10 protein-coding genes are annotated in these 13,944 nt (G+C 61.8%); 8 read left to right on the forward strand and 2 right to left on the reverse strand.

Features of this window, described 5'->3' with window-relative positions; all coding sequences use genetic code 11:
- Positions 1 to 68 precede the first annotated feature (68 nt).
- Both IPM54_27500 and IPM54_27505 read right to left on the reverse strand, forming a co-directional pair.
- Positions 69 to 1,109 (reverse strand): PEGA domain-containing protein, encoded by a 1,041-nt coding sequence (locus IPM54_27500; protein ID MBK9263540.1) that lies wholly within the window; start codon positions 1,107 to 1,109, stop codon positions 69 to 71.
- Positions 1,109 to 2,845 (reverse strand): protein kinase, encoded by a 1,737-nt coding sequence (locus IPM54_27505; GenBank protein MBK9263541.1) that lies wholly within the window; start codon positions 2,843 to 2,845, stop codon positions 1,109 to 1,111. Before IPM54_27505 ends, IPM54_27500 begins: the two co-directional genes overlap by 1 nt.
- Before the next feature lie 475 nt (positions 2,846 to 3,320).
- Here IPM54_27505 and IPM54_27510 point away from each other — a divergent pair, with 475 nt between their 5' ends.
- The 8 genes from IPM54_27510 (at position 3,321) to IPM54_27545 (ending at position 13,935) form a co-directional block, all read left to right on the forward strand.
- Complete coding sequence (locus tag IPM54_27510; protein ID MBK9263542.1) at positions 3,321 to 4,412, forward strand: hypothetical protein; 1,092 nt, start codon at positions 3,321 to 3,323, stop codon at positions 4,410 to 4,412.
- 53 nt (positions 4,413 to 4,465) lie between these two features.
- Entirely contained in the window at positions 4,466 to 4,837 is a 372-nt protein-coding gene (locus tag IPM54_27515) for a purine-binding chemotaxis protein CheW (GenBank protein MBK9263543.1), read from the forward strand.
- On the forward strand, positions 4,824 to 6,242 hold the full coding sequence (locus tag IPM54_27520; protein ID MBK9263544.1) for a hypothetical protein: 1,419 nt from the start codon (positions 4,824 to 4,826) through the stop codon (positions 6,240 to 6,242). The genes IPM54_27515 and IPM54_27520 overlap by 14 nt, the downstream gene beginning before the upstream one ends.
- Positions 6,239 to 6,844: a chemotaxis protein CheW gene (locus IPM54_27525; GenBank protein ID MBK9263545.1), complete on the forward strand. Its 606-nt coding sequence runs from the start codon at positions 6,239 to 6,241 to the stop codon at positions 6,842 to 6,844. The genes IPM54_27520 and IPM54_27525 overlap by 4 nt, the downstream gene beginning before the upstream one ends.
- Positions 6,844 to 9,567, forward strand: a complete 2,724-nt coding sequence (locus IPM54_27530) for a response regulator (GenBank protein ID MBK9263546.1) — start codon at positions 6,844 to 6,846, stop codon at positions 9,565 to 9,567. Before IPM54_27525 ends, IPM54_27530 begins: the two co-directional genes overlap by 1 nt.
- Complete coding sequence (locus IPM54_27535; protein MBK9263547.1) at positions 9,567 to 11,033, forward strand: response regulator; 1,467 nt, start codon at positions 9,567 to 9,569, stop codon at positions 11,031 to 11,033. The genes IPM54_27530 and IPM54_27535 overlap by 1 nt, the downstream gene beginning before the upstream one ends.
- A 12-nt stretch (positions 11,034 to 11,045) precedes the next feature.
- Positions 11,046 to 12,389, forward strand: coding sequence for a protein kinase (locus IPM54_27540; GenBank protein MBK9263548.1), 1,344 nt, complete (start codon positions 11,046 to 11,048; stop codon positions 12,387 to 12,389).
- 181 nt (positions 12,390 to 12,570) lie between these two features.
- The gene (locus IPM54_27545; protein MBK9263549.1) at positions 12,571 to 13,935 is read left to right on the forward strand and encodes a tetratricopeptide repeat protein; all 1,365 of its coding nucleotides are present in this window, start codon (positions 12,571 to 12,573) and stop codon (positions 13,933 to 13,935) included.
- Positions 13,936 to 13,944 lie beyond the last annotated feature (9 nt).

A 13,944-nucleotide genomic window follows, 5' to 3' on the forward strand; every position in this document is an offset into this window, starting at 1 on the left:
GAACTGGACTTTGCGAGCGGGCGCTTGCGCCCGCGACGCGAGCGCCCGAATCACGACGTGCTTGGGGGTTAGAAAGTCCCGTGAAGCTGCACGCCCGTGGGAGACACGTCGAGCTTCACGTCTTTGATGAAGCCGGTTGTCGCGGCGGCGGCAGGTTTGTCCGGTGCAGATGCCGATGGCGAGCGCAATCCGACGATCAGCGTCACGACGCCCGACACCACGGCACCACCCAGGAAGATGTCGGACACCAGCGCGCGCGTCGCGGTCGACTCGGATGCTTCGCGCAACTTCGTCTTTGTCGCTCCCGAATCGACTTTGCGTAGCTCTGCAAGCTCGTCCGATTTCTGCAGCGCAAGCACGCCCGCGACACCCGAAGCGACGGCGAATCCCGCGGTAATGCCAATGCCTGCCCAAGGAATTGCTCGCCCCGGCGGAGGCGGCGGAGGCGGCGGCGGAGGTGGGGGCGGCGGAGGCGGCGGAGGCGGCGGAGGCACCTGATTGATCGGCTTTTCGACAAGCTCGAGCTTGACGCTCGGCGTATCCGAACTCGCGACTTCAATCGTTTGCGTTGCTGGCAGTCGCCCCTCTTTGATGGCCGTGATCTTGTGCCGCCCCGGATTGAGAACGATCGCTTTGGTAAACGGGGTTTTGCCGACGGGCATGTCGTTGATCATGACGTCGGCGTCGGGCACGTTCGTGATGATTTCGACGCGTGCCACACGCCCGCGAAGTTTGTCGATGTCCTTGTCGACTTCCGCTTTGCGCTTGGCGTCGATGTTGGCGCCGCCTTGCTCGAGGTACTTCTCGAATGAACCGAGCGCGCTTGCGTAATCGCTCAATTGGAATTGAACGTTGCCGATGTTGTAGAGAACGTTGTAGTTGGGCGCGAGCTCGTACGCGCGCCTGAACTCGACGAGCGCCGTTCGGTAGTCGCCCTCGTTGAACAGTTCGAGGCCGCGCTTGAAGCGCCGCGATGCCTCCTCCTTGGCCTCCTTCGTCGGTTCAGCAGCGGCGGGAGCGTCGGCTGCCGGTTGCTGCGCGGAAGCCGTAACCGGAAGCAGTGGAAGGAACAGGGCGATGGCGATGGCGAAGCGTCGTGAGTTCTTCATCACTGGTACGGGTTTTTCTCGTCAATGGGTCGGTTTGGCTTTTTGGTACCACCGGTCTTCGTCGGATCTTCGGTCGCAGTCGGTGGAGCCACGATGATGACCTTCGTGGGTTTGTCTTTCGTCGGCTCGCTGGTCGCGGCGGAAGCCGTCGTCGGCGGAGGCGCCGTTGCTGGCGCAGCCGCTTGAGGCACGAGCGCCATCTCGATGGTCAGATCTCTGTCGAACGTCACATCGCGACTACGCGTCCCATATCCTGGAGCTTCCGCTTGAATCATGTGCGTCGCACCGTCGCGCTCGAACTTTCCGACAAACGGGTTTCGCTCGAGAGGTTTGCCGTCGAGCAACACCTTCGCATTGGGAGGCGAAACGTTGATGGAAATTTCTACCTTCCCCGCAGGAGGCGTTGCCGTTGCGACGGTTGGTGGAGGCGGCTGTGGGCGCGTGACAAACCAGATTCCTGCACCGATGGCCGCGGCGGCAATGAGTGCAATGGCGCCGATCATGCCGCGCTTTGCGGGAGCAGCAGGCTGCGACGCCGAGTGCATCGAAGGCGTGGACGCAGTGAGCGCGGTTGGCGACGACGTCGCCGCGCGATTCACTTCTGGTGCCGACGTCGTTGCAGGATTCGATTTCGTCTCACCGGTCGTCGCAGCGCGATCGACCTGCGACATCGGTCCCGACGCTGCGCCGGGATTGTCGAGCTGCGGCAAACTGATCGCTTGAAACTCGGTTGTCGGGAGCGACTTGACGACCTTGAGCTGCGTTTCGACGATGCTCTTGATCTTCTGCCGATTTTCCTCGAAGTGCTTCGCAACGAGCCTGCCGACTTCGCGCAGCGTCGTCTTGTCGTTCATTGAATCGAGCAGCTCTTCGAGCGCCGTCGCTTGCTCGACTGCCGTCGAATAACGATCCTCGCGACGGAGCGCGAGCGACTTCATGACGATCTTTTCGAGCCCTTCGGGAACGTCCGGATCGATATCGCGAGGTGAGGGGATGTCGCCGTTGATCAGGCGATGCAGGACGGTGAGATCGGGAATGCCTTTCCACAATCGACGGCCCGTTGCGGCTTCCCAGAGCATGACGCCCGCGGAGAAAATATCGGCACGACGATCGACTCGTTCGCCCCGCGCTTGCTCCGGCGCCATGTACGCAACTTTGCCCTTGACCACGCCGAGACGCGTTTCAGCCGACGAATTCATCGCCTTGGCGATTCCGAAATCGACGACTTTCACTTGACCGTCGTACGTGACGAACACGTTGTGCGGCGTCACGTCGCGATGCACGACATTGAGCGGCGTGCCGTCGAAATCCGTGAGCTCGTGCGCGTGATGCAAGCCCGTGAGCATGTCGATGATGATGCGCAGGTGCATCGAAAGCGTCAGTCCACCATCGCGACCAATTCGATGCAGCACGCGATTCAGAGGCTGTCCTTCGAGGTACTCCATGGCGATGAAGTACCGATCGCCCTCCTGACCAACCTCGTTCGTCTGCACGACGTTTGGATGACTGAGACGTGCAGCAAGCCGTGCCTCGTCGAGGAACATGCTCAAGAACTCGGGATCCGTCGCAAGCTGTGGCCGGATCTGCTTGATCACGACCAGCTTGTTGAAGCCGGCCGGACCTTGCACGACAGCCAGGTAAACTTCGGCCATACCGCCGTGGCCGAGCTCAGCGATGAGCCTGTATTTGCCGAGGATATTCGCCTCGGGTCCTTTCATCGTATTGGACCCATCCATGGTCGACATTTACCTCGCTAAGGCAACTCGAACGGATTGACTGAGGACGAGAACACCGAGGTGCGCGCCCGTACCGCGAATCATGCTACCCAGACTGCACGTTTTGCGCAATCGATGCGAGTTTTTGACGAAATAAAAATCCCGCGACCCCCCGCACACTCGTTCGCCCTCGAAAAGCCGCTCAGATCGCGACATTGGTTACAGTCGCAGCGCGCACGATGCGTCGCCATGCGCGAACGTATCGCGCGCTGTCGTCGTGCCGAGCGAGCAACAAACTGCAGGCCGAAGCACGGCAAATCCTATTGAAAATCGCATCGAACGGTCCGAAGCTAACGGGCGGCGCGCAGGAAAACCGATAGGATGTGCGCCAACGACGTGGCGACTGGGATGGCGCTCGCGACCATGCGTCGAGTGCGAACAGCACGAATGCCGTGGATCAACGACGCACCTGATCGTCCGGACAAGCGGAGAGCAAGTGGCAGACAAGACGGAATCGAACGAGCAGAAAGACCGCGATTCAGCCGCCAAACGCGCTGCCGTCACGCGGCGCAAGATCGACGTCTACCTCGATCGAGTCATCAACGACGTCGAAGCGATCGCGCGCAATGACGACGGCCGTGCACTCGTGTCGCCACCTCAAGACGAGGCGCGCGCCCTGAGGCTGCATGCCGCTCTGTCGTCGCTCATCGAGGCGAATCGCAAGGCTGGCCGTGCCGGCGAAGCGGCCAATCGTTTGCGCTCCATCGGTCAGCACGTTGCCGGCACGATCGCCGAGCTGCTCGCGAGCACGCGCCAACAAGCCGCCAGCGGCAGTCAGCAGGCTGCGATGGTCAACGACATCACGACGACCATCGAAGAGCTGAACGAAGTTGGTGTTCAAAACGTCGAGAAGGCGGAAGGCATCATCCAGATCGCCGAGCAATCCGAACAGATCTCGCAGGACGGGCAGCGCGACGTCGTCGCCGCAATCGAAGGTATCGACAGGCTGCGCCAGCAAGTCGAGCTCATTGCCGCCAAAATCCTCGACTTGACCGAACGAACGCAGCAAATCGGCGAGATCATCAGCAGCGTCAACGAGATTGCCGAGCAAAGCAAACTGCTCGCCCTTAACGCGTCAATCGAAGCAGCCAAGGCCGGCGAACATGGTCGTGGATTCGCGGTCGTGGCGCTCGAAATTCGTACGCTGGCGGAACAATCCAAACAAGCCACGCAGCAAGTGCGCAGCATCCTCGGAGAAATCCAGAAGGCCAGCCACAGCGCGGCCATGGTCACCGAAGAGGGCTCGAAAGCCGCCACTGAAGGCAGCTCGAAGGTGCGACGCATTGGCGAACGCCTCGGGCAACTCGTTTACGTCATCAACCAGACGACGCGAGCTGCGCGCCAGATCAGCGGCGCGATGCGACAGCAAAGCCTCGGGCTCGAACAAATCGCTTCAGGGATGAAACAAATCAATTTGGCCTCCCACGAAACCAAAATCAGCGTGGAACAGGCCGAAGGTGCACTCGACCGTCTCAGCCAGCTCACCGAGCCCATCCGCGTAGGCGGCGGACACGGCACGGAGGCATGAGGTTGAGCGCCGGTGTCACCAGCCTCGTCCTCACCCGAATGGGTGGACGCCCGGTGGCAGTCTCGTGTGAGCACGTGGTCGAGCTGATTCCGCGTGTCGACATCGACCGCGTCCCGGACTCGCCGGCCAACGTCCTTGGCGTCATCAACCTTCGGGGTCGCGTCGTCCCGATCCTCGATCTGCGAGCGAGACTCTCGTCGAAAGCGACGCTTCCAGCTCACCAGCACCTCGTCATCGTGCGCGGTCGCGCCGACAAACTCATCGGGCTCGCCGTCGACGAGGTTAGTGACGTGATTACGGTCGAGACAAACTCGATCGAGCAACCGGGGGAGGTCGCCGGAGTGCGCTCGCCGGGCGTCGTCCGCGTCGACGACGACCTCGTGCTCGTGCTGTCGCCGGAGGACGCGTACCATGCCTCGGTCTGACGAACCGCCGCGTGGTCCAAGCACAGAGTCGGTCGACCGTTTGGCGAGGTTCATTCGCGCGCGCACGCACCTGCAAATCCGCCCGCGAAGCGTCGACATCGTCGCTCGAGTCGCCGAGCGACGTGCAGCAGCGAAACGCCTTTCGCCGGACGCGTACATCGATCACGTGATCGCCGCGCAGGACGCGGTGGAGCTCGATCAGTTCACGATGGAACTGACGGTTGGAGAGACGCACTTCTTCCGAGGGCCACCGCAGTTCGATGCTTTGCGCAACGAAGTGATCCCCGCGCTCTACGCAAAGAAAAAGCGGACGCGCAGCATCGCTGCCCTCAGTGCAGGCTGCGCCACGGGGGAAGAGGCCTACTCGATCGCAATCGTCCTCCGTGAGGCAGCGCCTGCCGAATCGTGGCGCATGGAAGTCACGGGGATCGACATCAACTCGCGGTCGCTTCAAAAGGCCGAAACCGCGGTCTTTTCCGCGTGGTCGCTGCGCAACGTGCCGGATGCCGATCGGCGTCGCTACTTTCGCATCGAGGGCGAGTCGTTCCATCTGAACGAGGACATCCGCCGCCTTGTGCGGTTCAGGCGCGCGGCGCTCACCGATGCAGCCCTCGACACGCTCTTTCCAACGGGCATCGACCTCGTGGTTTGTCAAAACGTACTCTACTACCTCGAGAACGAAGCGCGTGCAGAGGTGGTTCGCGCGCTGGCGCAATCGCTCGCCATCGGCGGTTACTTGCTGTTCGGACCCGTCGATCACTTTGGCGACGTGCCCGGATGCAAGACCCTCCAATTCGGCGAAATCGTCGTCTACGAACGAACGGGGCTCGTCACGTTACCGCCTCCAACTCCACCTGGAGCGTTGCGCCGTTCTCGCTGGCCTACCGCACCTACGCGCCCGGCCACGGCAAATGCAGTTCCCGGTCATCTGCAGATTCCGACGTCCGCGCCCGTTCCCAAGGATCTCGCCGCAGCCGTGACACCTGCGGCCCCGTCGCTCGCAGACGCATTCGTGCGAGCCAATGCGGGCGATCTTCAGGGCGCGCTCGACTTGCTCGGACCGCTGCTCGACGATGAACCCGAAGAACCGAAGGGGCACTTGCTCGAGGGCTTGATCCTCACCGAGCTCGGGAGTTTCGATGCAGCTCTCGATGCCTTCCGCCGCTGCGTGTACCTCGATCCATCGATGATGCTCGCGCACGCCGGAGCGGCCGTTGCTTGCATGCGCCTTGGCCGCCAGGATCTCGTCGAACGCCATGCCGCACGCCTGCGTGCGCTCGGGCGCGACATGAGCCCCGACGCGACGGTCGACGGGTGGGAGGGCATGACGGTCGGCCGACTTCTACGCATGTTTCAGGAGACAAACCTCTCCGCGCCACGCGCGCTCGAGGTGCTCGGCCGATGAGTTCCACGGAAGAAACCGTCTACGACAAGCTGCGCAAATCCATCGCCCAGCTCGACGAAAAGTTGCGCGAGGGAAACACGGGTGAACGCGACGTTCATCCCCGAATCCTCGCCGAACGCACCAAGCGCATTGCCAAGACGCCCGTTCGCGTCGATCGCGCCCCCGATTCCATCGGGTGCATCGTCTTCGAACGCACGGGGCGCAGATACGCCGTGCAGCTCGAATCCGTAGACGATGTCGGCCCGCTCGGCCGAGTCACGCGCGTGCCCGGAGTACCCCCGTACTTCCTTGGTGTTGCAGCGCGGCGTGGTCGTATCGTAGCTGTCGTCGACTTGCCGCTCCTGTTTACTCCCGACGCTGCTGCGATGAACGAACCCGAGCATCTGGTCATGGCCTCGAACGCCGAAGTTGTCTGCGGCGTAGCGGCCGACTTTTTGCACAACATCATCGAGGTCAATCGGCGCACGATCGCCAAAGCGATGCCGACATTCCCTCCGCTCGTTCAGCGTCACACGCTTGGCGTGCTCGAAGATCGCACCGTCGTACTCGACCTCGTATCGCTCCTGGCCGACCGTGCACTGCGTGTCGAGGAGCGCGGCTGATGCCTCTCGACGATGCCGCCTTCGAAGCGCTTTGCGAAACGTTGCGCAACGAAGCCAGCGAGCAGATCGAGCGCATTGGCACGGCGCTGCTCCTCATCGAGCGTGGTGCCGAGGGCACCGCTCGTGACCAGCTCATCGACGAAGCATTTCGGCAAGCACACAACATGAAAGGTGCCGCCGCTTCGCTCGGTTTTGCGCAAACGGCACGCCTTGCTCATGCCATCGAATCGGTGCTCGCCGCCTTGCGCACCGATGACGACGCTCGCACCCCCGAAGTCTTCGACACCCTCAACGCAGCCCTCTCGACGGTGCCGCACGCGCTTCGTGTCGATCCGAGCGACGACGCCGATCCCGTCGTCACGGAAGCCATCCAAGCGCTCGAAGCGGTTCACGGCAAGCATCAGAACACGCCGGATGCGCCACCCGTGCAGGCAGCTTCGCCGCAAGCGCCCGTCATCATCCCTTCGGAAAGCATCACGGTCGCAACGCGTTCGCGAAGCCCCCAATCCATTCTGCGCCAGCACAACCTCGCCGAAGGCTCTTCACCGCCGCCGCAATACCGCTCCAACTACGTCGAGCCGAAAACCAAGCACAGCGAGCCACCGCCCAATCCACTGACGCCTGTTGCCAGTGGTACTCCGACAGGCGTGCTGATGCCGATTGCGCACTTGCCACCGCCACCAGGTTTTGCACCTCCGCCAACCTACGCCGGTGCACCGAACGCCGTCGCCGCCGCGTATCCGGCGCCAGGTACGGGCAGCGGCGTGTCCACCGGACCCGCAGGCCCCAACTCGCCCAAGACCAACGCACCGGCGACGCCCGGCACAGGTGTACCCGTTTCACCGGGCACTTCGGCTGGTTTGTCTCTACCAGGTGCACGCACCATTTCGCTCGGCGGACCCACGCCTGGACAACCATCGAGAGCCGGCACGAGCGCTGTGTCGATGCCCAACCCCCCCGTGCGACCACAGGCCGAAGAAACGCTGCGCGTGTCCATGAAAAAGCTCTCGGGGCTCATGGCTCAAGTGGGCGAGCTACTCGCTGCACGCGTACGCACCGACCAACGTTTGTCCGAGCTTCGATCCGTACTGGCTGCCGAGGAAGAACGATTCAAGGCGCAAGCGGCGCTCCGCGCGATGGTTCGTGACGACGCACCCCCGCACGTCGAAGGCTGGGCCAAACGGCTCATCGACGTGCAGCAAGACGACCTCGAACACGAGCGCCTTCTCGTCCGCCGTTTGCGCGAGATCGTACGCACGTTCGAGGCCGATGCGCTTCAGTCGACCATCCTCTCGGGACAGCTTCAGGAAGACATCCGGCGCATTCAAACTTTCCCCCTCGCAAGCGTCTTGGAACCGCTCCCGCGTGCCGTTCGAAACATGGCGCGCGAAGGCGGCAAGATGGTCGATCTCGTCATCACCGGCTCGGAGCTCGAGCTCGACAAAAAAGTCCTCGAAGAGCTGCGCGATCCTCTCTACCACCTGCTCCGAAACGCAGTGGATCACGGCTGCGAAGCGCCCACTGTACGAACCGCCGCCGGCAAACCCCCTCGCGGCACCATTCGCATCCACGCCGAACATCGCGGCGACGTCGTCACCATCACGATCGCCGACGATGGCCCTGGAGTCGACGTCGCTGCCGTTCGCCGATCCGCCGTCGCGGCAAACCTCATTTCAGCCGTCGAAGCCGCTGAGATGCCCGAACACCGCGTCCTCGAGCTGCTGTTTGCCCCGGGACTCACGACGCGATCCGAAGCTGGAGGACTCTCTGGACGCGGCGTCGGGCTCGATGCGGTCAGGACAAACATCGAAAAACTCCACGGCTCTGTCACCGTCGAATCGCGACAAGGCGTAGGAACGTCGTTCGTCATCGTTCTGCCATTGACCATCTACGTCGTTCATTCGCTCTTGCTGCGCGTCGGCGAAGAGCAGTTCGCGATGCCGATCTCGGCGATTCAACGTATTCTGCGCATCAGCACCACGGACATCCTCGAGGTCGAGCAAACGCATGCCATCGTCGTCGACGGTCGTCCCATTGCTCTCGTACCTCTCGGAACGCTCCTTGGATTGCCCGTCGAGCTGCCGCCGCCACCCGAACGGATCCCAGTGCTCGTCATCGGCATCGGCGAAACGCGATGTGCGCTGGCCGTACGTGAGATCGTTAGTGATCAAACGGTTTTGGCCAAAAACCTCGAAGCACCACTCATACGTGTTCGAAACATCGCGGGTGCGACGATTATGGGCGACGGACGCGTCGTGCTCATGCTCAACCCCATCGATCTCATCAAGTCGGCATCCGGTCGTGATGCAGCTCGTTTTCAGTCGCTCATCCCGCGCATCGAGCAGCGCACGAACCCCAAATTGCTGCTCGTCGACGACTCGTTCACCACGCGCGCGCTCGAACGTTCGGTGCTCGAAGTCGCCGGCTTCGACGTCGTTGCAGTCGCCGATGGGCAGGAAGCCTTGTCGGCGCTCGAGTTCGAACCCTTCGACATCGTCGTCACCGACGTTTCCATGCCCGAGATGAGCGGGCTCGAGCTTTGCAATCACATTCGCGGCAACGAGCGGCTTCGAAGATTGCCCGTCGTTCTCGTCACATCGCTCGGTTCTGAAGACGATCGCCGCGCAGGACTCGCTGTCGGCGCGGATGCGTACATCGTGAAGAGCGAATTCGATCACGAGGTCTTCGTGCAAACCGTCAACGATCTCGTAGGGAGAGGCTGATGCCACGCGTACTCGTCGTCGACGATTCGGTCGTGATGCGCGACATCGTGCGCGCACATCTCTCCGGTCTTGGTCTCGACCTCGAATTTGCTCCGTCTGCGGAAGAAGGTTTGTCCCGCATGGCGGTCAACCCTCCGTACGACTTGGTCGTCACCGACTACGCGATGCCCGGCATCAACGGGCTCGAGTTTGCCAAGCGTATCAAGGAGAAGGGCGGCATCACTGCGCCGCGAATCATCCTCATCAGTGCCAACAAAGAACTTCGTGAACGCGACTTGCTCGCAACGGGCATCCTCGACGCGTTTTTCCCCAAGCCGCTCGATGGCGCGCAGCTCGCAGCCCGCGTCTCGAGCATCTTGTCGCTGAGCTCTGCGTCGCCCGCAGCGATCATCCCATCGAGCCGCCGAGTGCGATCGGCCATTCGAGTCGTCGTTGCGGACGACACCGAAGTGGGTCGCACGCTCCTCATGCGCGTCCTCAAGGCCGACACCGAGCTCGACGTGGTTGGCGTTGCTCGCGACGGCCAACAGGCCGTGGATCTCGCGGTTCGCGAAAACCCGCAGATCATTCTTCTCGATGCGATGATGCCTGGTCTCGACGGCGTCGCTGCAACTCGGCGCATCATGGCGCTCGCGCCCACGCGCGTCGTCATCGTGTCCGAGCAGCAAGGCAAGGGCGCAGCGGCGCAGATTTTCGCGGCAACCGAAGCGGGAGCGATCGACGTCATTGCGCGTCCGGGGTGGATCGATCCTGCGGGCCCGCAAGCCGTCGCCTTGCGCGACAAGATCAAGATGCTTGCGGAGATCCCCGTCGTTCGTCGTTGGGCTGATGCGCCGCGCTCGGTGCGATCTCGTCGAGGTTCGTCAGGACGCACGATCAACAAAGCTTCTATCGTTGCGATTTGCGCGTCCACGGGAGGCCCCGCGGCGCTCGCGACGCTCTTGCCGGGCATCGCAGCGGTTGCACCCACCGTCCCGATTCTCATCGTGCAGCATGTCCTTGCCGGCTTCGACGAAGCGCTTGCCGAGTGGCTTGCTCAAGTCACGCAGTTACCCGTGCGAATCGCGACCCAAGGCATGCAAATCCGCGGTGGCGTCGTGGTGCTTGCGCCCGAGGGCAAACACCTCATCGCCCAGTCTTCGCACACCATGAGCGTCGTCGAAACGCCCCCGATCGCGAGTCATCGGCCATCGGGAACGCCGCTCTTCGAATCCATCGCACGTCACTTCGGCGACGGCGCGCTTGCCGTGGTTCTCACGGGCATGGGAAACGATGGCGTCGAAGGATTACGTGCCGTGAAGTCCGTCGGCGGCACCGTCCTCGTTCAATCACCGGACACCTGTGTCGTCAGCGGCATGCCTGGCGCCGCGATCGCCAAGGGGTATGCTGATTCGGTGTTGCCGCTCGATGAACTGGCGCTCGAAATTGTCGACCGCGTTCGCGCTCCGGCACGACCCAAATACTGATCCGATTCTGATATGAGTTCGACGATGCAGGAGGCCGAGATCCCGCAGCGGCTCGGGAAGTACCAAATCCTCCGCAGGCTCGCCTACGGCGGCATGGCGGAAGTGCTTCTTGGGCGGCTATCGGGCAGCGATGGATTCGCGCGCGACGTCGTCATCAAGCGTGTCTTGCCGCAATACGCGTCGAACGACGAGTTCATCGGGATGTTTCGCGACGAGGCGCGGATCACCTCACGGCTGCATCACGGCAACATCGTTCAGGTCGTCGAGTTTGGCGAGGAAAACGGCCTCTACTTCTTGGTGCTCGAATACGTCGACGGCCCGAGCCTCGGCGCCATGCTCCACGAGCTTCGAAAACGTAGCGAAAGGCTGAGCGTTCCCGAGGTCGCGCACATCGCCGTCGAAACGGCTCGCGGTCTCGACTACGCGCATCACAAGCTCGGTGAAGACGGCAGACCGCTGCTCATCGTGCATCGTGACGTGAGCCCATCGAACATCCTGCTCTCGCGCGAGGGCGTCGTGAAGCTCGCCGACTTCGGCATTGCGCGAGCGCGCGAGCGACTCAGCCCGACGCAAGGCGGTGCAGGCACCCTCAAAGGGAAATTCGCGTACATGGCGCCCGAAACGATCCTTCGCGGAAGGCTCGATGCGCGCAGCGATCTCTTCTCCTTCGGCGTCGTCATTTTCGAGATGCTCACGGGCCGAAGTGCGTTCACGGGCGAAACCGAAGCGCACACCATTCAGCGCGTGACGATGGAGGATTTGCCCCCGCCATCGACGTTCAACCGCGCCGTTCCGCCCGAGTTCGACGACATTGTCGTGCGGCTGCTCGACAAGGACCCAGACAAGCGTCCAGCTCGAGGTCTCGAGATTGTCGATTCGATTGGCAAGTTGCGCCTGCACACGTCGCCTCCGCCGAGCGAGCTGCTCATGGAAACGATCGCGCGCCTCTTTCCGGTGGATCGTCGGGATCAGAAGGCGACGGTGCGTCCTTCCAAACCACGAGTCATCGTGGTGGATGAATCGCGAACGTTGCGCGCGCTGGTTCGAGCGAGCTTGGGCCAGAAGTACGTGATCGTGGAGGCGTCGACGGGGGACGAGGCGCGGACGGCGATGCGCGGGACAGTACCCGACGCAGTCGTGTGTCAGCGTTCACTCCAAGGCATGAGTGGGATAGATCTCTGCGTGTCGATGCGGGAGAATCCTCGGTTGGATCAAGTACCATTCATCTTGCTTGCATCGGACATTACATCAGCATTGGAAGCCGAGGCCGTCGAGGCCGGGGTGAATGCTGTCTTACCGAAGCGATTTGACCCTAGGCAGCTCGAGTCTACATTGGCGAAGTTGCTGGAGGGGTAGGGGGATGGCGCACGATAACGCGCGTCTTACACCCTTTTCCCGAGATCCGATTGCTTGGCCCGAAGTGCGGCGATTGTTTGGGCTCCGTTCGTCGCAATTTGACGAAGCATGATTGAATGCATCGTTCTTACCGTGACAAACGCTTCAAATGGGTGATAGTATTCGCGGCCATCACCCCACCATGACCCCCGAAGAAGCGCGACAAAAGCTCAATCACCTCCTCTCGCATGCCCAGTATGCCGAAGGCGAACGCCTTGCGCGCGAGGTCCGGGCCGAAGCCATCCGGCAAAACGACCTCGAGCTTGCAACCGATGCCGCCTTTTATCTCGGGCAGTTCTGCTTCGAGCAGCTTCATCATCAGGATGCCTGGGATGCATTGGCGGACGCGCTGGCCGACCGGAGCGAGCTGTACGGGACCAATCACCTGCTCACGACGCAGGTTCGAGCGTGGCTTGCGGGCGTGTCAACGTCGCTCAATCGGAGTGCGGAGGCGCGAGCATTGCTAGCGCGTGCGACGGCGGCCCTGCCGAAAGAACCGACGGATGACGAACGAATGATCGTCGTCGACACGTTGCGCGTCATTGGATTCGTCGAAAATCGTCTCAAACGCAATGATGAGGCCGTCGAACACTTGCGGCGAGCTTTGGAGCTCGTTGAATCCATGAGCCCCCCGGACGAGCTCGAAGTGGCAAGCGTTTGCGTCCTACTGGGTGCGGCCGAAGAATTGGTAAACCATTTCGATCGTGCCGAAGAGCTTTACACGCGGGCGCTCGACATACGCCTGCGGCTGCTCGATGAAAACAACGTACTGATCGCCTATTGTCGCAATCATTTGGGCGTTGCGAAGTTGATGCAGAGCAAACCCGACGAGGCGCGAGAGCTCGTCGACAAATCGATTGCGGGGCTCGAAGCGACGCTTGGTGACAATCCTCTCACGGCGACGTCGCTTGCGACGCGCGCCACGATGCACGCGCTCGAAGAAGACCATGTACGCGCGGTCAATACACTCGAACGAGCGCTCACCATGAAAGAAGGGGCGGGGACGGATACGCCCGAAGTGGCCAGCACGCTTTTGATGCTCGGTTTGGTGCAGATGGGATTTGGAAAGCCGGATCTTGCCGAGCCGCATTTGCGTCGAGCGGTGAAGATTTATTTACCATTTCACCAAACGCAGCTCGAATCGTTGTTCAACGCGTTCAACAATACCATTTCGGTCCTGAATGCGCAGCGCAAGTTCAAAGAAATGATCGCATTCGTGGAGCCGATTTTGACACGATTGCAAGACGAACCGCTCGTGGATCCCAATTTCCTCGGCGCGGTGATCACGGGTTTGTCGACGGGATATCACGGGCTCGGCAAAGCGTCGAAAGCAGAAAAGTTGCTCAAGCGAGCATTGGGTGTCGTCGAATCGCGATTGGGCCCTGAAGCGCGCGAGCTGGAGCCGATATTGCACAATTTGGCGCAGCTTCTCTCAGAAATGGGAAGGCACTCGGAATCGCGCATGTATCGGCAGCGATCCGAGGCGATCTTGGGCAAAGAAAACTGACGGTGGATT

It is taken from the genome of Polyangiaceae bacterium (assembly GCA_016715885.1).
Classification (GTDB): Bacteria; Myxococcota_A; Polyangia; order Polyangiales; family Polyangiaceae; genus Polyangium.

Coding starts and splice junctions, on each gene's coding strand:
- IPM54_27500 (MBK9263540.1), bottom strand. CDS start 1,109: ATGAAGAACTCACGACGCTTCGCCATCGCCATCGCCCTGTTCCTTCCA.
- IPM54_27505 (MBK9263541.1), bottom strand. CDS start 2,845: ATGGATGGGTCCAATACGATGAAAGGACCCGAGGCGAATATCCTCGGC.
- IPM54_27520 (MBK9263544.1), top strand. CDS start 4,824: ATGCCTCGGTCTGACGAACCGCCGCGTGGTCCAAGCACAGAGTCGGTC.
- IPM54_27525 (MBK9263545.1), top strand. CDS start 6,239: ATGAGTTCCACGGAAGAAACCGTCTACGACAAGCTGCGCAAATCCATC.
- IPM54_27530 (MBK9263546.1), top strand. CDS start 6,844: ATGCCTCTCGACGATGCCGCCTTCGAAGCGCTTTGCGAAACGTTGCGC.
- IPM54_27535 (MBK9263547.1), top strand. CDS start 9,567: ATGCCACGCGTACTCGTCGTCGACGATTCGGTCGTGATGCGCGACATC.
- IPM54_27540 (MBK9263548.1), top strand. CDS start 11,046: ATGAGTTCGACGATGCAGGAGGCCGAGATCCCGCAGCGGCTCGGGAAG.
- IPM54_27545 (MBK9263549.1), top strand. CDS start 12,571: ATGACCCCCGAAGAAGCGCGACAAAAGCTCAATCACCTCCTCTCGCAT.